Source organism: Algoriphagus winogradskyi (genome assembly GCF_900182815.1).
In the GTDB taxonomy this organism is placed as follows: Bacteria; Bacteroidota; Bacteroidia; order Cytophagales; family Cyclobacteriaceae; genus Algoriphagus; species Algoriphagus winogradskyi.
In genome coordinates this window covers 492,707-510,861 of record NZ_FXUA01000002.1, presented here as the reverse complement: position 1 = coordinate 510,861, position 18,155 = coordinate 492,707, and the positions used below count along the sequence as shown (strand labels likewise).

Annotated in this window: 18 protein-coding genes; 10 read left to right on the top strand and 8 right to left on the bottom strand. The window is 40.7% G+C overall.

Translation table 11 applies throughout. The annotated features are described in order from the left end of the window. Positions 1-11 precede the first annotated feature (11 nt). Complete coding sequence (locus tag QOL76_RS06660) at positions 12-350, bottom strand: P-II family nitrogen regulator (RefSeq protein ID WP_283412254.1); 339 nt, start codon at positions 348-350, stop codon at positions 12-14. Positions 351-626: 276 nt separating this feature from the next. On the opposite strand from QOL76_RS06660, the gene QOL76_RS06655 reads away from it, so the two are divergent. Beyond that, positions 627-1,532, top strand: coding sequence for a sugar phosphate nucleotidyltransferase (locus QOL76_RS06655; protein WP_283412253.1), 906 nt, complete (start codon positions 627-629; stop codon positions 1,530-1,532). A 29-nt stretch (positions 1,533-1,561) separates the two neighbouring features. On the opposite strand, the gene recF is transcribed toward QOL76_RS06655, so the two are convergent. Continuing rightward, complete coding sequence (recF, locus tag QOL76_RS06650) at positions 1,562-2,671, bottom strand: DNA replication/repair protein RecF (RefSeq protein WP_283412252.1); 1,110 nt, start codon at positions 2,669-2,671, stop codon at positions 1,562-1,564. A gap of 92 nt (positions 2,672-2,763) precedes the next feature. On the opposite strand from recF, the gene pdhA reads away from it, so the two are divergent. The 7 genes from pdhA (at position 2,764) to QOL76_RS06615 (ending at position 7,694) form a co-directional block, all read left to right on the top strand. Next, positions 2,764-3,783 carry a pyruvate dehydrogenase (acetyl-transferring) E1 component subunit alpha gene (gene pdhA, locus QOL76_RS06645; protein ID WP_283412251.1) on the top strand — a complete coding sequence of 340 codons (1,020 nt, stop codon included), beginning with the start codon at positions 2,764-2,766 and terminating at the stop codon, positions 3,781-3,783. Positions 3,784-3,898: 115 nt separating this feature from the next. Beyond that, entirely contained in the window at positions 3,899-4,612 is a 714-nt protein-coding gene (locus tag QOL76_RS06640) for a tetratricopeptide repeat protein (protein ID WP_283412250.1), read from the top strand. A gap of 231 nt (positions 4,613-4,843) precedes the next feature. Further along, positions 4,844-5,320 carry a 6,7-dimethyl-8-ribityllumazine synthase gene (gene ribH / locus QOL76_RS06635; RefSeq protein ID WP_283412249.1) on the top strand — a complete coding sequence of 159 codons (477 nt, stop codon included), beginning with the start codon at positions 4,844-4,846 and terminating at the stop codon, positions 5,318-5,320. Positions 5,321-5,348: 28 nt separating this feature from the next. Continuing rightward, positions 5,349-6,668 (top strand): aspartate kinase, encoded by a 1,320-nt coding sequence (locus QOL76_RS06630; protein ID WP_283412248.1) that lies wholly within the window; start codon positions 5,349-5,351, stop codon positions 6,666-6,668. A 61-nt stretch (positions 6,669-6,729) separates the two neighbouring features. Continuing rightward, positions 6,730-7,056 carry a DUF6787 family protein gene (locus QOL76_RS06625; RefSeq protein ID WP_283412247.1) on the top strand — a complete coding sequence of 109 codons (327 nt, stop codon included), beginning with the start codon at positions 6,730-6,732 and terminating at the stop codon, positions 7,054-7,056. 49 nt (positions 7,057-7,105) lie between these two features. Then, positions 7,106-7,387 (top strand): type II toxin-antitoxin system RelE/ParE family toxin, encoded by a 282-nt coding sequence (locus QOL76_RS06620; protein WP_283412246.1) that lies wholly within the window; start codon positions 7,106-7,108, stop codon positions 7,385-7,387. 4 nt (positions 7,388-7,391) lie between these two features. Then, a complete protein-coding gene (locus QOL76_RS06615; protein ID WP_283412245.1) occupies positions 7,392-7,694 on the top strand; it encodes a HigA family addiction module antitoxin in 303 nt (100 codons plus the stop codon). An 8-nt stretch (positions 7,695-7,702) separates the two neighbouring features. On the opposite strand, the gene recG is transcribed toward QOL76_RS06615, so the two are convergent. After that, positions 7,703-9,796 carry an ATP-dependent DNA helicase RecG gene (recG, locus tag QOL76_RS06610; protein WP_283412244.1) on the bottom strand — a complete coding sequence of 698 codons (2,094 nt, stop codon included), beginning with the start codon at positions 9,794-9,796 and terminating at the stop codon, positions 7,703-7,705. 86 nt (positions 9,797-9,882) lie between these two features. Next, positions 9,883-10,947, bottom strand: coding sequence for a phosphotransferase enzyme family protein (locus QOL76_RS06605; protein WP_283412243.1), 1,065 nt, complete (start codon positions 10,945-10,947; stop codon positions 9,883-9,885). 287 nt (positions 10,948-11,234) lie between these two features. On the opposite strand from QOL76_RS06605, the gene QOL76_RS06600 reads away from it, so the two are divergent. Next, complete coding sequence (locus tag QOL76_RS06600) at positions 11,235-13,010, top strand: sodium:solute symporter family protein (RefSeq protein ID WP_283412242.1); 1,776 nt, start codon at positions 11,235-11,237, stop codon at positions 13,008-13,010. Here QOL76_RS06600 and gldD read toward each other — a convergent pair. Beyond that, positions 13,007-13,582, bottom strand: coding sequence for a gliding motility lipoprotein GldD (gene gldD, locus QOL76_RS06595; protein WP_283412241.1), 576 nt, complete (start codon positions 13,580-13,582; stop codon positions 13,007-13,009). The two genes, QOL76_RS06600 and gldD, sit on opposite strands and share 4 nt — an antisense overlap. Before the next feature lie 75 nt (positions 13,583-13,657). On the opposite strand from gldD, the gene QOL76_RS06590 reads away from it, so the two are divergent. Beyond that, positions 13,658-14,188: a DinB family protein gene (locus QOL76_RS06590; protein ID WP_283412240.1), complete on the top strand. Its 531-nt coding sequence runs from the start codon at positions 13,658-13,660 to the stop codon at positions 14,186-14,188. Positions 14,189-14,256: 68 nt separating this feature from the next. Here the strand turns inward: QOL76_RS06590 and QOL76_RS06585 are convergent, their stop codons facing one another. The 3 genes from QOL76_RS06585 to QOL76_RS06575 form a co-directional block, all read right to left on the bottom strand. Next, positions 14,257-14,859 carry a nitroreductase family protein gene (locus QOL76_RS06585; RefSeq protein WP_283412239.1) on the bottom strand — a complete coding sequence of 201 codons (603 nt, stop codon included), beginning with the start codon at positions 14,857-14,859 and terminating at the stop codon, positions 14,257-14,259. A 95-nt stretch (positions 14,860-14,954) separates the two neighbouring features. Beyond that, positions 14,955-15,671: a DNA alkylation repair protein gene (locus QOL76_RS06580; RefSeq protein WP_283412238.1), complete on the bottom strand. Its 717-nt coding sequence runs from the start codon at positions 15,669-15,671 to the stop codon at positions 14,955-14,957. A 28-nt stretch (positions 15,672-15,699) separates the two neighbouring features. Beyond that, on the bottom strand, positions 15,700-18,138 hold the full coding sequence (locus QOL76_RS06575) for a TonB-dependent receptor (RefSeq protein WP_283412237.1): 2,439 nt from the start codon (positions 18,136-18,138) through the stop codon (positions 15,700-15,702). Between the last annotated feature and the right edge of the window lie 17 nt (positions 18,139-18,155).

Genomic DNA, 18,155 nt, shown 5'->3' with positions numbered 1-18,155 from the left:
AATGAATTAAATTAAAGTGCCTGCTCGCCAGTATCTGTATTTCTAACACGATAGGCTTCCAATACGTCGTAGACGAAGATTTTTCCATCACCTACCTGCCCCGTCTTGCCTTCAGTAAGAATGCAGTTAATCACGGGTTCCACCAATTCTTCTACAGTGACTATTTCAATTTTAGTCCTAGGAATATATGCCGGCTCATAAGGCACTCCGCGGTACATTTCAAGCCTGGCATGCTCCAGGCCCATCCCTTTCACCTCATAAAAGGTGAGAAACTTCACTCCGAGAGCAGCCACACAGGTGTGAATCTGGTCAAAACGTGAAGTCCTGATAATTGCTTCAATTTTTTTCATTTTTTCAATGGGTCTAATGGTTTTTTGAGATTATGGCATAAAACTAAACAGAAAATTAAAATAATTGATACATAGGGTAAATTTTTAGCCATAGTTTAGTTTTATCAGCTTATTTATTTGCTTCAACAGTAATTTTTATACCTATTATAGAAATATAGGCCGATATTTTGTTCACATTGGGTAATTTGTAAACCACCTACTATTTTCAAAATTCATTAGTTCTCTTGTCGTCCTGACATAAAAACTTATTTTTGCCATCGATTTATTAAACCTACTATGAACCAAAAACCTACACTTTTATTATTGGCCGCAGGAATTGGAAGCCGATATGGCGGAAATAAGCAAATCGATGGATTTGGCCCTAACGGAGAAACTATTCTTGAATATTCCATTTTTGATGCTATCAGAGCTGGTTTCGGTAAGGTTGTCTTTATTGTGCGGGAAGAAATTCTAGAAGTGGCGAAAGAGAAATTTCTTCCAAAGCTTGAAGGCAAAATTGAAGTCGACTTTGTGATTCAGTCACTTGACAGCTTTGTGCCTGCAGAATTGAAGCAAGCGGATCGTAAAAAGCCATTCGGAACAGCACATGCTATGCTCTGTGCAAAAGATGTAATTAAAGAGCCTTTTGCGGTGATCAACGCAGATGATTTTTATGGAAAAGAAGCTTTTGATGCTATCGGCAAATTCTTAACAACTGAAGTCAAATCAGACCTACACGCAATGGTAGGCTATGCCATCCAGAATGTACTTTCGGACCATGGCACAGTTAGCCGAGGAGTATGTGAAACAAATGAAAAAGGCCACCTGATCGGAATGGTAGAAAGAACTTCTATCGCACGAGAGGATGGAAAAATCATTAGCAAAGGAGAAGGCGAAATTTTAGAAATCGCCGAAGGCACACCAGTAAGTATGAATTTCTGGGGCTTTCATCAAGATGTCTTTGCTGATGTAGAGAAAATGTGGAATGAATTCCTTCCAGCTAATCTTGAAAACCTGAAATCAGAATTCTACATCCCAACTGTTGCCAATAACCTGATTAAAGCAGATGAGGCTGCATTTGATATTTTGGAAGGTGGTAAGACTTGGTTTGGGGTCACTTATACAGAAGATAAGCCTGTAGTCATAGATTCACTGAAAAAACTACATAATGCTGGAGAATATCCGGCTGATCTATGGAAATAAGATAAGGAGCTTCGGCTCCTTTTTTATTATTACTCTATTTTTCCAATGACGCCATCTTTGATTGAGAAGAAAACCACATCTGAATCTAACTCGGATAAAATCTTCTTTGATCGCTCAGGTCTCGCATCGGTCAAAAATATCTGTCCAAAGGTGTGTTGCGAGATCAGCTGCATCATTTGAGCAATTCTCAGATCATCTAGCTTATCAAAAATATCGTCCAGCAATAGAATTGGCTTTTCGCCCTTCTCTCTTTCAAAAATCTGGAATTGAGCTAGCTTCAGGGCTATAATGTATGATTTCTGCTGTCCTTGACTTCCAATCTTCCGAATGGGATGATCAACTATCATGAAGCCAAAATCATCTTTGTGAATTCCTGCATTACTGTTTTTGGTGATCAGGTCTTTTTTGCGAAGGCTTTTGAAATACTCTTCAAAGTCCGGGCGCAAAGCCTCAGTTTCATAAATCACACTGACCAGCTCCTGTCCTTGAGAAATCTCTGAATAGTGACTTTGTAATAATGGAGCCATTTCTGTCAACAGCTCATTTCTTCTAGCAGCTAGGACACCACTCAGTTCAATTAACTCAGAATCGTAATTATCCAAAAGTGTCAAATCACGTCTGCCAGTTTCGGCGAACTTCTTCAGCAATGCATTTCGCTGCTTCAAAAAATGATGGTATCGAATCAATTGATCGAGGTACGCATGATCAAGCTGGGAAATCAACCCATCAAAAAATTTTCTTCTTCCATCGCTTCCACCTTTAATCAACTCCGTGTCATTAGGCGCAATGAGGACCAAAGGAATCAAGCCTACATGCTCCGAAGTTTTGGCAAGTGCCTTTCCATTTTGATAAATCTGCTTCTTCTTACCTAATTCTACCGTGCATCTCACCTCCAGTTGCTTTTCTCCTACCAGTTCAAATTGCCCCTTGATCGCAAAGAAATCCTTCTCATGCTGAACATTCAGACTGTCACTGGATTGCACGGCGCTTTTAGTCAAAGACAGATAGTGAATCCCATCCAGCACATTGGTTTTTCCACTTCCATTTAAACCTACAAAGCAATTAATCTCGTTGGAAAATTGGAGTCGGGTCTTCTCATGATTTTTAAATTGTAAGAGTTCGAGAGACTTCAGGTGCATGAGATTGGGTAATTATTTCGAAGGGAGCCTGTTATTTAGGGCGGGATGATTATATTTGGATCCTAAAATTAGCATATTTTCATCATTACGATATGGCAAAGAAAACTGCAGCGACTAAGTCTAAAGTAAAATATTCAAAAGAAACTTACACCTTTTGGTACGAGAGCATGCTCTTAATGAGGAGGTTCGAGGAGAAAGCTGGACAACTTTACGGTCAGCAAAAAATCAGAGGATTCTGTCATTTATATATCGGTCAGGAAGCATGTGCTTCTGGAGCTATTTCGGCTTTGACCCCAGACGACAAGTGGATCACAGCTTATCGTTGTCACGCTCACCCACTTGGATTGGGTACTGATCCAGGTGCTGTAATGGCTGAGCTTTTCGGTAAAGCAACGGGTACTACCAAAGGAAAAGGTGGTTCCATGCACATTTTCGATAAAGAGAAAAACTTTATGGGAGGTCACGGAATCGTAGGAGCACAAATTCCTATGGGGCTTGGAATGGGCTTCGCGGAAAAATATAAAGGCACCAAAAACCTAGCAATTTGCTACATGGGCGATGGTGCTGTACGTCAAGGTGCTTTTCACGAAGCATTAAACTTGGCTATGCTTTACAAGACTCCTGTGATTTTCGTCATTGAAAATAATGGCTACGCAATGGGTACTGCCGTAAAAAGATCTTCGAACGTTGAAGATCTTTCTACCTTGGGAGAATCTTACGACATGCCATCATTCGCAGTGGATGGAATGAACGTCGAAGCAGTTCACGAAGCAGTAGCTGAAGCTGCTGATAGAGCAAGAAGAGGCGATGGACCAACTTTGCTTGAAATGAGAACTTATAGATACAAAGGACACTCGATGTCTGATCCTCAGAAATACAGAACCAAAGAGGAAGTAGAAGAATACAAGCAGCGTGATCCAGTAGAACAGGTACTTTCTACTATCAAAGAAAATAATATTCTTAGCGAGGAAGAGCTTGAGGAAATCGTAAAAGGCGTAAAACAAAAGGTAACGGACGCGGTGAAATTTGCTGAAGAATCCCCTTGGCCTGACGGACAGGATGCTTTCAAGGATGTTTACATCCAGGAAGACTATCCTTTTGTAATGGAATAAATCAATAATTACATAACCACTTAAAAGCCATGAAGACAGAAAGCTTTCATGGCTTTTTTATTGGGCTTTGTAGAAATTATAAAAACCGTATATTTGCGGCTGAAATTTGAGTAGCATGGCAACGAAACAAACTAAAAGAGTACACCCTGAACATCACAATGATCTTTTGGAAGATCCTTCCGAGATAGCAACAAGACTTGGCAGAGGTGAGGCTTTTTTAAAGCAGAATAGTAAGGTACTAGCTGGCGTATTGATCGCAGCAGTGGTTTTGATCGGAGGGATTTTATTTTTCCAGATCAATAATCAGAACCAAAATGAGGAAGCACAGAAGGAAATGTTCCAGGCTGTGTATTTCTACGAGCAAGACAGTGTTCAACTTGCCTTGGAAGGCGACGGAATCAATGCTGGGTTACTAAATATCGTAGAGGATTACCCAAGAACAGATGCTGCAAACCTTGCACATTTCTACATCGGGTCTATCTATCTTTCTGAGAGAAAATACGAAGAAGCAATCAATGAATTGGAGCAATTCTCCGCTGATGATTTCTTGGTGCAAGCAAAAGCTTATTCACTTATCGGTGATGCAAATATGGAGCTTGGCAATACAGAAGCGGCTATTTCTAATTACAAAAAAGCGGCTGACTATGATGAAAACAAGTATTTCACTCCTAAGTATTTGACCAAGCTTGCTATCGCACATGAAGCTGCAGGTAATGTATCTGAAGCAATTGCAGCCTATACTGAGATCGAAGAAAAGTATTTCGAATCTTTCGAATTTTCTGCTGCACGAAAACATAAAGCTCGCTTAGAAGGTCTTGCCTCTAAGTAATGCTTTTCCTATAGCATACTAGAAGAGTAAGGCCCTGTGGTCTTACTCTTTTTTTGTTTAAACCAATTTCAAAATTACCATTTGCCAAAATATAGAAAGCATCAGGCTCTAAAATCTAGGCTCTTGGTTCTCAAATCTTAATACTTGATACTTGATACTTAAAATCCTGATTCTTGGCTCTTGGTTTTCAGTTCTCGATACTTTAATAAAAAACTTTAAAAGCAATCTCATATGGCAACTTCACTTAAAAGCCTTAGTGCGCATTCATCCAAAAACGTTCAGGACATTAGCGACAAAACATTTGGAATCATCGTATCCGAATGGAATGAAGACGTGACAGAAGCGCTCTATTCTGGTGCTTACCAGACCCTTATTGAAAATGGTGCAAAGAAAGAAAATATCATTCGAAAGAATGTACCTGGTTCATTTGAGCTTACTCTTGCTGCTCAATGGCTAGCTCAGGAAGAAAGCATTGATGCAGTAATCTGTCTCGGATGCGTAATCCAAGGTGAGACTAAGCACTTTGATTTTATCTGTGACGCGGTTGCTCATGGTATTACCAATGTGTCCTTGAAATATAATAAACCAGTGATTTTTGGAGTATTGACCCCTAATACTCAGCAGCAAGCAATGGATCGTGCCGGGGGAAAACATGGTAACAAAGGCGACGAAGCAGCTATCACCGCTGTTAAAATGCTTGGATTCTAAGACAAAAACCTATTAACCTTTTAAGCATATGAAAATCATGAAATTTGGTGGCACCTCTGTGGGCCGTCCAGAACGCATGCACCAGGTAAAAGACCTGATCACCCGTGGTGATGAATCAAAAATCGTAGTTCTTTCTGCTCTTTCCGGCACAACCAATTCGTTGGTTAGCATTGGAGAGGCTCTGGCTTCAGCTGATAAAGTGCTGGCTAAATCAAGGATCGATGAGCTTCATGCACATTACAATGACTTTTATCCAAAACTGGTAAAGACTGAAGTTGCAAGAGAAAAGGCTCAAGAAATTATCAAGGAGCATTTTGAGTTTTTAAATATTCTTTTGAGAATCTCTTTTAATGAGGCAATCAATCGCGACATTCTAGCACAAGGCGAATTGCTTTCTACGAAGCTATTTCATACGCTTTTGGAAGAACTGGAAATTCCTGCTGTTTTCCTTTCTGCACTTGACTTCATGAGTATTGATGAAAATGCAGAGCCAGAACTTCAAAAAATCTCAGACCGATTGAAGGTGATACTTGCCCAGCATCCAGACGACACGATCTTCATCACCCAAGGTTTTATCTGCAAAAACCACCTGAATGAAGTGGATAACCTGAAGCGTGGCGGATCGGATTACACTGCTTCTTTGGTTGCTGCCGCAATTCAAGCTACAGCCTGCGAGATCTGGACAGATATCGACGGTATGCATAATAACGATCCTAGGATTGTTGATAAAACGCGCCCAATCGCTGAAATGTCCTTCGACGAAGCTGCCGAGCTTGCTTATTTTGGAGCCAAAATTCTTCATCCGGCATCTATCTGGCCTGCGCAGCAATTTAACGTACCGGTGAAATTGCTCAACACCATGCAACCGGAAGCTCACGGAACATTGATCAAAGCTGAAGTGGATTCGGTTGGTGTAAAAGCTATCGCAGCCAAAGACGGTATCACAGCTATCAAAATTAAATCCAGCCGAATGCTTTTGGCTTATGGTTTCCTGAGAAAGGTATTTGAGATTTTTGAAAAATATAAAACTCCAATCGATATGATCACTACATCTGAAGTGGCAGTATCGGTAACTATTGACGATTTAAGTCACTTGGACCATATTTTAGAAGAACTGGGTACATTCTGTAGCGTGGAGGTTGATAGAGACCAGACTATCATCTGTATCGTGGGCAATATGGTTTCGGAAAGCAAAGGCGCTATCCAATCCGTAATTGATTCGCTGATAGAATATCCTGTTAGAATGGTATCCTTTGGTGGTAGCCGCCATAACGTTTCAGTTTTGGTAGACTCAAAATTCAAAAAAGAAGCACTTCAAAGTCTCAATCAAGACTTATTTACTTGGTAAAAATGATAGCCGGCCTAGCGCCGGCTATTTTATTTAGACTGATTCTTATTACTTTTGGGTAATGTCAGCGGAAAACGATAAACCAGGCTTTCTTCAGCGCCTTCAATCTAAATGGAAATTGGATAGCCTGCTTCAGGTCGTGTTGGTTTTGGTTGTTTTTGCCTGCACCGGATTCACCATACTTTTTATCAAGAATCCAATTCTTGACTTCTTTGGCGTAGAAAAAGGAGGATTTGTAAATACGCTTCTTTATTTACTTTTAGTTCTTCCCCTTTATCAAATCTTGCTACTGATCTATGGATTTATTTTCGGCCAGTTCAGATTCTTTTGGGAAAAAGAGAAGCAGATTTTTAGAAGAATAGGTGGATTGTTTTCTAAAAAGAAGTAAAAGCCAAAATAACTTTTACTAACTTATCACGTTAGTAAAACGAACACATATGATTCTATCATTTGGATCAAAAGAAACTGAAAAGATTTGGGATGGTATCAGAGTGAAAAAACCCCCTCCGGACATTCAGCAAATTGGTCGTAGAAAATTAAGAATGCTGAACAACTCTCAAGAAATTGGAGATTTGCTTATACCTCCTTCCAATCGGATAGAAAAACTAGCGGGGAATTTAGCCGGGTATTATAGTATTCGAATAAACATACAATGGCGAATAATTTTTAAGTGGGAAAACGGAAACTCAACACAAGTAGAAATAGTAGATTATCATTAACACCATGGAAAAATTAGCAAACATACACCCGGGAGAAGTTTTGAATTTGGAGTTTTTGGAGCCGTTAAATATTACTGCTTATCGTTTATCTAAAGATCTAAACATCCCTCAAACCAGAATTTCTGAGATTATAAAAGGCAATCGCCGGATCACTGCAGATACAGCTCTCAGACTGAGTAAATATTTTGGAAATTCAGCTAAATTCTGGCTTGGACTACAAAACGACTATGATATCGAAGAAGAAGGTTTGCAAAAAGAGAAAGACCTCAATAACATAAAGCACTTCGAAGAAAAGGATGTCGCGTAGTTTGCAAATCAAGAAATCCTACTCCAGTTTACAGCCGTTTTCTTCTGTTGCTTAATTTGTCTAAGAATCGGAGCATTTTCTGGCTGAGTCAATTCTGGGTCATTAACCAATAGCTGCTGGGCCGCATCCCTTGCCAAAGTCAAAATCGGGGCATCTTTACTTAGATCAGCGATCAACAAATCGGTGATTCCACTTTGCTGCGTTCCCATCAGATCTCCCGGTCCGCGTAATCGCAAATCCACATCAGCGATCTCAAACCCGTCATTGGTACGAACCATCGTTTCTAATCGCACGCGGGAATCTTTAGAAAGCTCATACTTGCTCATCAGAATGCAATAACTCTGCTCAGCACCTCTTCCCACTCTTCCGCGCAACTGATGCAACTGAGATAGCCCAAAACGCTCCGCATTCTCTATGATCATCACTGAAGCATTGGGCACATTCACTCCCACCTCAATTACAGTAGTCGCCACCATGATCTTCGTTTCACCTTTCACGAATCGTTGCATCTCGTATTCTTTCGCATCCGCCTTCATACTTCCGTTCACGATGCTAATTGGATAATTGGGAAATGCACGGGAGATACTTTCAAAGCCATCCATGACATTTTTCAAATCCATCTTTTCGGACTCTTCGATCAGCGGGTAAACAATATAAACTTGCCTTCCTTTTTTGATTTCTTGATTAATAAAACCGAAAACCTTCAAGCGATCCTTATCATAGCGATGCACTGTTTGAATCGGCTTTCTTCCTGCAGGCATTTCATCGATCACTGACACATCCAGATCTCCATATAGCGTCATCGCTAGCGTCCGTGGAATTGGCGTCGCTGTCATGACTAATACATGAGGAATGAATTCTTCATTCTTAGCCCAAAGCTTAGCTCGTTGCGCTACACCAAAACGATGCTGCTCGTCGACTATTGCCAAAGCCAGGTTTTGGAATTGAACGATATCTTCTAAAAGTGCATGTGTACCGATCAGGATTTTCAGTTCTCCTGAAAGCAGTTCCTCGTGAATGATTTTTCGGGCAGATTTCTTGGTCGAGCCTGTGAGCAAAGCAATTTTTAGCCCCATCATATCAGCGAATTCCTTCAAACCAGCATAATGCTGTGTCGCCAGAATCTCCGTGGGAGCCATCAAGCAAGCCTGAGCCCCAGAACTGATCGCTATCAATGCGCAAATAAACGCTACCATCGTTTTACCACTTCCCACGTCTCCCTGAATAAGGCGATTCATCTGCTTGCCCGATTTCATGTCGCCGTAAGACTCACGAATTACCCGTTTCTGCGCATTGGTGAGCTCGAAAGGAATGTGATTGGTGTAAAACTCCGTGAGCAACTCTGTGTTGTTCAGTATCTGTCCACGAAACTTCTCAGTCCGGGCTACCTTCAGCATTAAAAGTCGAAGTTGCAAATAGAAAAACTCCTCGAATTTTAATCGCTTTCTAGCTCGCTGAAGTAGGTTTGGCTCAGTAGGAAAATGAATCTGCCGAATAGCCTCCTTTTTACCAATAAGTTGATATTGTTGCAAAATCTCCCCAGAAATCGTCTCCTGAATATGTGGAAAGCAAACCTGAACCAACTGCTCCATGATTTTGGAAATCCCTTTGGAATCCAAAAATCTGGCTCTTAGCTTTTCTGTGGTAGAGTAAACAGGCTGGAAGTTATTTCTTTTTTCGTTAGCTGAGGTAAGTGGCTCCATCTCTGGATGTGCTATACTCCACTTTCTTCCAAACTGCGCCGGTTTACCCAAAAAAACATAAGCTGCGCCTGGTACAATATTCTTTTGAACCCATGCAATCCCTTTGAACCAGGTCATTTCCATTTCCCCAGTTTCATCCGCCACATGCGCCACAAGTCGCTTTTTATTACCCATTCCTACGAGCTCAAGGTTTCGGATTTTGGCGATCACCTGCACAGATTCCATCTCAGAATGCAACTCCCGAATCTTGAAAAACTTCGTCCTGTCCTCGTAGCGAAAAGGATAATGCTGCAGCAATTCCCCGAAGGTGAAAATATTCAACTCCTTATTGATCAGAGCGGCACGCTGCGGGCCAACTCCTTTGAGAAATTCTATCTTGGTGTCAAAAAATCCGGACAAGGAAAATTGATTTTTGGGTTAGGACAAATTAAACCCACTCAGTCCAATTGCCAATAAAAAATGACCGGAATTGTCAGAATACAATTTTAGGATTGTGTGACAGCCTTCCAGATTTTCTCTATTTCAACCTTATTTTCCTGAAGACTTTGCAGTAAAAGCATTTGGTTTTTTGCCCGGTGAAAATTCTGTTCAGGATATTCCACTTTATAATATACGTTACCTTGGAGGTGGTCAGTGAAAAAGCGAAGGCCCATAATGCATATCATTACTTCCCCTGCCAGAAGCAAGGATTTAGCTTCCTCTTCGGTAGCCAAAGTTTTAATTCCTCCCCAGTAGCCTTTGAGCAATTGTTCGAAGACAGGGATTTCCACTTTGATCTCCTCCCAACTCTGACTGGTCTCAGATACGGAGCAAGCCACGGTTCGTACCAAATCCCCAAAATCATACATCAAGAATCCGCTCATCAAGGTATCCAAATCGACTACAGCTTCCACTTTTTGAAGATCATGTGAAAAAATCAGATTGTTGATTTTTGTATCGTTGTGGGTTAGTCGATTTGGAAGAATAGCCTGGAATTCCAGATAGGCCGAAATCAAATCCTTCTGATTCAAATAGAAATCCAAAATTGCCTGATCCTCTTTTGAAAGCGCAGCTTTCCCTGCAGCGACTTCCTGCAGCTTTGCAAAGCGCAGATCCAAGCGATGGAAATTTGGGATGCATTCCTGCAGCTGGGTGGTATCTATTTCCTTTCCCCATTCCGCAAATACTCCATAAGCCTTTGCAGCCAGGTAGGCCTGATCTAGCTCGGAGATTTCTTGGATAGTCTGCCCTGAAACGAATTCAAACAGCCGGAAAAGACGGCCGTGCACCGTTGTGATTAACTTATTATTTGAGTTTAGGATAGGCAGAGGCAACTGAAATGGCAGAAAAGTATCATTTCCCTGAGATTTAACTAATCTTTGATTGTGAGAAATACGCTCAGGATATTGGAACACCCCGTTGTTAAATTCCTGCAAAATGAATTTCGCATCTCCGGTCTCAATCAAATAAGTACCATGAATCAAACCTGCACCAAATGCCTGAAATTCAAAATTCTCAAAAGAGTTAAAAGTATAATGTGCCAGAATATCGGCGATGTCTTCCTTAATCATGGCCCAAAGCTATAGTATCGTATCCAATTCAGAATTATCAGAAAGAGAAAAATCTCTCCAAAAGTGAGATTATACCCATCTATACCTCATTGTTGACAAAAATGGATTTTCTTACTAAAAGTAAAAGCACATTTTATATTGCAGAAGAGCCGACTTGCCAAAATTCTGTGTAATCTTCGGTAAAGTCTTTTCCTGTTTGATAGAAAATAAATACATTAGCAAAATTTATCATTTAAGTAGAAAGTTATTTTCGAAAAAATTTAAAGAACTCCTTAATCCAATATACTATGAATGTTACCGCCATAGACTGGTCGATCATTGCTGCTTTCTTTGTCATTTCCCTCCTAATAGGGCTTTACACATCGAAAAAGGCAGGGTCTTCTGCCAAAGAATTTTTTCTATCGGGGAGAAACATGCCGTGGTGGTTGCTGGGCGTATCAATGGTAGCAACTACTTTCTCAGCAGATACACCAAATTTGGTGACTGACATCGTGAGAAAAAACGGTGTTGCCGGTAACTGGGCATGGTGGGCATTCTTACTTACTGGCATGCTGACAGTATTTGTCTATGCTAAACTGTGGAGACGATCTGAAGTTACTACTGACTTAGAATTCTACGAATTACGATATTCTGGGAAAGGCGCAGCTTTCTTGAGAGCATTCCGAGCAATCTATCTTGGCGTTTTCTTCAATGTGGTAATCATGGCAACCGTTTCACTTGCCGCTATTAAAATAGGCGGAGTAATGCTTGGACTTACCCCTATTCAAACTTTGTTGATTGCATCTATTGTAACCGTAGTATATAGCTCTCTTGGTGGTTTGAAGGGCGTATTGCTCACAGATTTCTTCCAGTTTTTTATCGCAATGATAGGCTCGTTCGGAGCAGCATATTTTATCATTGACCTTCCGGAGATTGGTAGTTTGAACAATCTGTTAACCCACGAAAATGTAGCTGGTAAACTTGATTTCCTTCCTGATTTCTCTAATCCGAATGCATACATCCCACTTTTCTTGATGCCAATCGCTATCCAATGGTGGGCAACATGGTATCCAGGCGCTGAGCCTGGAGGAGGAGGATACATCGCTCAGCGTATGCTTTCTGCCAAAGATGAAAAAAATGCAATAGGTGCTACGTTGTTTTTCAATATCGCCCACTACGCCATGCGACCATGGCCGTGGATTCTGATTGCACTAGCATCCTTGATTATATTCCCAAATATCTCAGATCTACAAACAGCTTTTCCAAATATCCCAGCAGATAAATTGGGAGATGATTTAGCATATTCGGCTATGTTGACTTACCTGCCAACAGGTCTAATAGGTATTGTTCTAGCATCCTTAATTGCTGCGGTGATGTCTACCCTTTCGACGCATTTGAACTGGGGATCTTCGTACATCGTCAATGATTTCTACCTGAGATTTATGAAGCCAGAAGCATCCGACAAAGAGTTGGTGGCTGTAGGTAGAATCTCCACTGTGGTGCTCATGATGCTGTCAGCAATACTAGCTTTGGCCCTTTCCAGTGCTTTAGATGCATTCAACATATTACTTCAAATTGGCGCAGGAACTGGTCTGATTTTTATTCTGAGATGGTTCTGGTGGAGAATTAACGCTTATACCGAGATCTCCGCCATGGCGATTTCCTTTGTAGTAGCGATCTTCTTTGAGGTTATCAACCCAAAAGTAAACTGGATCATGATCCCTGAAAATCAAGCTTACCTGAAGCTAATCTATAGTGTAAGTATTACCACTATTGGATGGTTGATCGTAACGTTCATGACTGCTCCAGAGAAGGATGAAGTACTACTTTCCTTTTATAGAAAAGTCACTCCAGCTGCATTTGGCTGGAAAAAAGTATTGGATAGATATCCTGCTGAGAAGCAAGTTATCGGACAACTACCAAAAGAAATCGGACTAATGATGATTGGTTCCGTGATGGTTTATGCAGCCTTATTTTCCACTGGTTTCTTTATTTACGGCAATTTGCTGGGAGGATTTATCGCCGGAGCAATTGCTCTAGCTGGTGGTGTCATTATCATCAGATCCTGGAAAAAATTGAGTTAATCCACAAATTTTACTGAATTCATCAAGTGGGCCATGTCCTCCTTGATGAATTCTATTACCGGAGCAAGAGAATCATTTTTCATAGCCGTATTAAAGTACAGGGCACCTCTCAGAAAATTCTGCGTAGAATCAGTTACAAAAAACTGAAACTGCGTAGGCACCTCTCCAGTGAGCTCAGCAACTACTCCTGTATACCCCTCAGGCGTTAAAAGTACTGCTTCCTCTATTCCATAAGCCTTCACTTGATGCTGTGCTGTCAGTCGAAAGGCATCGTTGGATAATTTTTTAAAATTAACCTTGTCTCCATCTATTCGCTTATAAGTTAAGTGCACCTTTGCCCCAAACTCCTCATAATTTAAATTGACCCAATCTTCTTCAGCCAAATTGAAAGTATCTGCTTCCACCTTCGAATAAATGGAATAATCAATTTGATACGGATACCCTGTAGTTAGCCTTTCAAATGAATGGTCAGGCAAATCAATTCGATTATAGCCCGGCGGTTTGGGTAGGTAAGTTTGCTCACAGGCAACTGTACCTACTAATATCAAAACTAGCCCTAGATATTTCCTCATGCTTAAAATTAGAGAAAGTGTTTGATTTGGCTGGGGAATAAATGAAATTTAACCAAACAACCAATCCCAATTCAAATGGAAAAATCAATAAAAACCATCTCCGGCAGTTTGATACTTGCCATTTTTCTGTTGGTTGCCTCAGCAGCCACAGCGCAAACGACAAAGGACGAGTTTATGAGCAAATGGCAAAATAGTAAGCAATTCACTATTGATGTGCTTAACAAAATGCCTGACTCTGGCATGGATTACAAAACTGATCCAGAGGCTATGTCTTTCAAAGAGCAAATCCATCACATTGGAAATGCAATCGTAGGAATCTCTCAGGGCTTCCTAAAAGGAGGCGATCCTGGATTTACAATTGATCTAGCTACTGCTTCAAAGGCTGATTTGGCCGCTTACGTTGCAAAATGCTATGACTATGGAACTACTACAATGAAGGCACTTTCTGATGCCGATGCGGGTGAAGCTATTGAAGTTTTTGGCAACAAAGTAACAAGGCGCCAAGTGATGGCTTTACTTATGGATCATTCCACACATCACAGAGGATCTGCAATTGCTTACTTAAGAGTCCAAGGAGCAGAGCCTCCAGCTTTTGTGGGTTTCTAGAAACAAGTTAGATGCATAAAAAAGCGGCTATGATTAATTTCATAGCCGCTTTTACATTTATAAGTAGATTATCCTCTTACCCAAGCTACTTTTTCTTCGAGGGAATCTCGTTTGCCCTCTGGCCAATTATCCGTAGCTGGCTTAGCTATGTAGAAAAAGCCCATAAGCGTGTCTTCACCTTCGAGTCCGTAATCTTCTCTTGCTTCCTGCCAGAAAGTAGGCCCACCAGTCCCCCAATAAGCCGCCAAACCATGAGCTGAAGCTGTTAAATACATATTCTGAACAGCCATAGAAACTGCAGCAATCTCTTCCATCAGTGGAATTCCTGCTGATCTTTTCAAAATTATAGCAATCATGTGTGAAGCTTTCAATGGCTGCTGTTTGAACTTTTCATAAGTTCCTTCCAAAAATGGCGTACCGTTCTTCTCAGCTCGCATTTTGTACATATCGGCTTGATAATCCGCAAACTTCTTTAGCCCCTCACCTGTGTACACTATAAATCTCCATGGTTGAGTTAATTTGTGAGTAGGAGCCCAACGCGCATTTTCCAGGATTTCTTCGATGATGCTATCATCTATTGGATCATTTTCTTTGAACTGTGCCGCAAACATGGATCTACGTCCTCGGATGATTTTATTTACTTCTTCGATGTTGAAATCGGGCTTTTGCATGTATTTTTTACTTTTTTATGAGTATTCGTATTTCTAAGTGCAAAGAAAGGAAATTGGTTCTGCGTACAGAAAATTTGTTTTGATAAAAACTTAGGCTAGAGTTCACCTTTTAGGAATTGTCTTCTCAATTCCGGATCAAACTTTTCAATAGCGTACCGCAAAGCCATTCGTGGCATCGTCTTGTAATACTTTCTCAAAAACTCCATTTCGACTTCAAAATCAACATTTCCTATTTCCCGAAGCATCCAGCCAACAGCTTTATGGATCAAATCATGCTCATGATGGAGGAGTTTCTCGGCCAGTGCTAACGCATCTTCAAAATGCCCTCTCTTGATCCAATAATAACAGCTTATCATTGCTACTCTTTGCTTCCAAAGATGGCCTGAATCAGCTAATTCGTAGAAAAGAGACTTGTCTTTACTTAAATAGTAATGACCTAAAATATGATGGCAAGAGCTGTCAACCAAGTCCCAATTGTTCACATAATCAAGTTTGCTCAAATAAAATTCAACCAACTGTTTCTGCTCGGAATTTGTCTTTAATTTTTGATATCGATATACCAAAATGTATATAGCCGTCAACCTGACCTCGTGATATTTATTTTGCAAGAGCACAGTTATTTCCTCAAAACTGATTTCTTTGAAGACCGCCTTAGCCACTTTACGCTGTTCGGGCACAATTACTCCAAGAAACTGATCTCCCTCGCCGTATCCTCCTGGCTTTGATTTGAAAAATCTAGGAAAGAATGCGGCTTTTACGGGATTTGCTTTGTCAGAAAGAGCTGCAATTACTTGCGCTGTTAATTCACTCATTGTTAAAAATAGAAAACCTTATGCTTTTCTAAAAGTCATCTCCACCATCACCGCCTTCTCTGCGGCTTTCATTTTGACCTGGTTTTTCTTTAAAACCACCGAATCTATAAGTAAAAGCCAAGGTACCCACTCGAGTTTCCCGCTGAAAAACACGCTTCTCATCAAAACGGGGGTTATTAGTAGTAATCCTAAAATTCCGAGTATTGAAAATATCGCTAACATTAGCAGAAATCGTCGCTTTGCCATCAAAAATATCTTTTCGCAAACCAACATTCAAACTATACTGAGGTTCTATTTGACCTTGAGGTAATACAATCGGACCACGGTAATTTCCTTGAAACTGTACATTAAACCAATTTGGGATCAACCAGTTGGCAAGCAGGTTTAAAGTCCAACTGAAATTTTCATTACTGAAACTTTCCTCAATATTCTCCGCGTTGATTCGAGAATAAAATAAATTCCCCGTCAAGGTAGCATCCAGATTATTGGATACCTGAATCTGATTGATCAACTCAAAACCCGTACTGGACCTGGTATCTGCATTTTGCCGACTTTGTATTGCCACATTATCGTCGGTCAAAATGGTAATCCTAGTTTCTACATCAGTGCTGTAGCGATGGTAAACGGTGGCGTTAAGGAGATATTTTTCCCAACCCTTCATATAGCCAACTTCATAGCTGTCGGTAAATTCCGGCTGCAAGTAAGGATTACCTATGCTAAAGTTATACTGATCCCTCACTCTGTAAATAGGTGCCAAATCCCAAATGCTCGGCCGGGAGATTCTCCGGGTATAGTTCAGAGTCAATTCATTTTCTGGAGCTATTGTGTAGCTAAAAAATGCACTAGGAAATACATTGAAATAATTATTTGGAATGCTTTCATTAGTTCTCACTGTTTCTCCTTGGGTCTCGGTGTATTCCCCTCTCAGACCTAGCTGATAACCAAATTTCCCCTTGGTATTTCTGTAGGTGAAATATCCAGCGTATACATACTCATCAAAATCAAAGGTATCCGACAACGTATCTACCACAACTGGATCAAAATCTGTAAACTGATCGCCTTGGGCAAATTCCTGACTCCATTGCCAATTGCCCAATGTAGCTTTTAGCCCTGTTTCTATGGAAGCTCCATTTTGAAAAGGCTTCTCATAATCCAATTGCGCCACATAGAGATTACTGGTTCTAGGTCTATCATTTGTCTGAATCAGCCTCTTAACCGGGTCAGAATTGCCGTCAGCATCAAAATATTCTTGATTGGAGTAGTCAGTCTGTGAGCGGTTGTCGTAAGAGTATGAAAACGAGGTATAGAGCTTTTGACCAAGGCTATCAAAATTTAAAGTATAATTAATCCCCCCTTCGTAATTTCCGCTGGAGCTCCATTCATTGTTTTGCCGAACAAAACTCGAATCTACTGAGCCAGTCTGACTGATATTGAGTTGGGTTACATCTGAATACTCAACTTCATCATCGAAATTGCCCTGAAAATAAACTCCTAACAATCCTCTTTCTGAAACATTGTAATCTACACCTGTCCGTATCAGATGCGTCTTTTCCAATTCATATCCATCCTGATCTTGCTCCAAACTTGGAGAAAATCCCTCTAGGTAATTTGTTCGTGAGCCCTCTCCAGTTTCTATCTGACGGCGATCTTGCCAGTTATATGAAGCGTAGAAATTAGCCTTCTCTGTCCCATAATTCAGATTAACACCGGCTTGATATTTTTCTCTTGTGCCGATGGAAGCATTCAACTGTCCATTAAATCCTGTCTTTTCGTTCTTTTTCAACACGATATTTATAATCCCGCCAACACCAGTAGCATCGTACCGAGAAGATGGATTGGTTATCAGTTCTACCGATTTTATACTATTTGCAGGAAATTGTGACAAAATACTTTCGGTATCATCACCGGAAAGATTGGACGGGCGTCCGTTGATGTAAATCAATATATTTCCGCTTCCTCGCATGGTGATACCACCTTCATCATCTACTTGAATCGAGGGGAGTGTACTCAGCAGCTGTGACGCAGTTTGACCCTCTGCCACGATACTGTTTTCCACATTATAGGTTCGTTTATCTATGTCAGATTCAAACATGGAGGTCACACCTTCTACCACCACTTCATCGAGATTTTGAGCATCTTCTTCCAGCGTGATCGTTCCCAAGTTTACTGAGTTTTTGTTTTCACTAAGAGTGATTTTCTCATAGAACTCCAAGTAACCAATAAAACCCACCCTCAAAATATACTCTCCTGCAGGGCTTGTAAAATCAAAGCTTCCATCAAGCTCACTCATTCCTCCCGTGACAAGTGCGGAATCATTGGGGGAAAGTAAAGCAACATTTGCAAACTCCAAGGCAGATTCACGTTTGCCATCCATAACTTTTCCTTTGATGCGGATTTCCTGAGCGAATACACTAGAGGAGGCTACTATGAAAATAAAAAGAATAACTAACGGTGAATATTTATTCATAAGAATAGATAGAAAAT

Coding starts and splice junctions, on each gene's coding strand:
- QOL76_RS06640 (WP_283412250.1), top strand. CDS start 3,899: ATGGCAACGAAACAAACTAAAAGAGTACACCCTGAACATCACAATGAT.
- QOL76_RS06630 (WP_283412248.1), top strand. CDS start 5,349: ATGAAAATCATGAAATTTGGTGGCACCTCTGTGGGCCGTCCAGAACGC.
- QOL76_RS06585 (WP_283412239.1), bottom strand. CDS start 14,859: ATGCAAAAGCCCGATTTCAACATCGAAGAAGTAAATAAAATCATCCGA.
- QOL76_RS06575 (WP_283412237.1), bottom strand. CDS start 18,138: ATGAATAAATATTCACCGTTAGTTATTCTTTTTATTTTCATAGTAGCC.
- QOL76_RS06620 (WP_283412246.1), top strand. CDS start 7,106: ATGATTCTATCATTTGGATCAAAAGAAACTGAAAAGATTTGGGATGGT.
- pdhA (WP_283412251.1), top strand. CDS start 2,764: ATGGCAAAGAAAACTGCAGCGACTAAGTCTAAAGTAAAATATTCAAAA.
- QOL76_RS06655 (WP_283412253.1), top strand. CDS start 627: ATGAACCAAAAACCTACACTTTTATTATTGGCCGCAGGAATTGGAAGC.
- QOL76_RS06600 (WP_283412242.1), top strand. CDS start 11,235: ATGAATGTTACCGCCATAGACTGGTCGATCATTGCTGCTTTCTTTGTC.
- QOL76_RS06580 (WP_283412238.1), bottom strand. CDS start 15,671: ATGAGTGAATTAACAGCGCAAGTAATTGCAGCTCTTTCTGACAAAGCA.
- QOL76_RS06615 (WP_283412245.1), top strand. CDS start 7,392: ATGGAAAAATTAGCAAACATACACCCGGGAGAAGTTTTGAATTTGGAG.
- ribH (WP_283412249.1), top strand. CDS start 4,844: ATGGCAACTTCACTTAAAAGCCTTAGTGCGCATTCATCCAAAAACGTT.
- QOL76_RS06590 (WP_283412240.1), top strand. CDS start 13,658: ATGGAAAAATCAATAAAAACCATCTCCGGCAGTTTGATACTTGCCATT.
- QOL76_RS06660 (WP_283412254.1), bottom strand. CDS start 350: ATGAAAAAAATTGAAGCAATTATCAGGACTTCACGTTTTGACCAGATT.
- gldD (WP_283412241.1), bottom strand. CDS start 13,582: ATGAGGAAATATCTAGGGCTAGTTTTGATATTAGTAGGTACAGTTGCC.
- QOL76_RS06625 (WP_283412247.1), top strand. CDS start 6,730: ATGTCAGCGGAAAACGATAAACCAGGCTTTCTTCAGCGCCTTCAATCT.
- recF (WP_283412252.1), bottom strand. CDS start 2,671: ATGCACCTGAAGTCTCTCGAACTCTTACAATTTAAAAATCATGAGAAG.
- QOL76_RS06605 (WP_283412243.1), bottom strand. CDS start 10,947: ATGATTAAGGAAGACATCGCCGATATTCTGGCACATTATACTTTTAAC.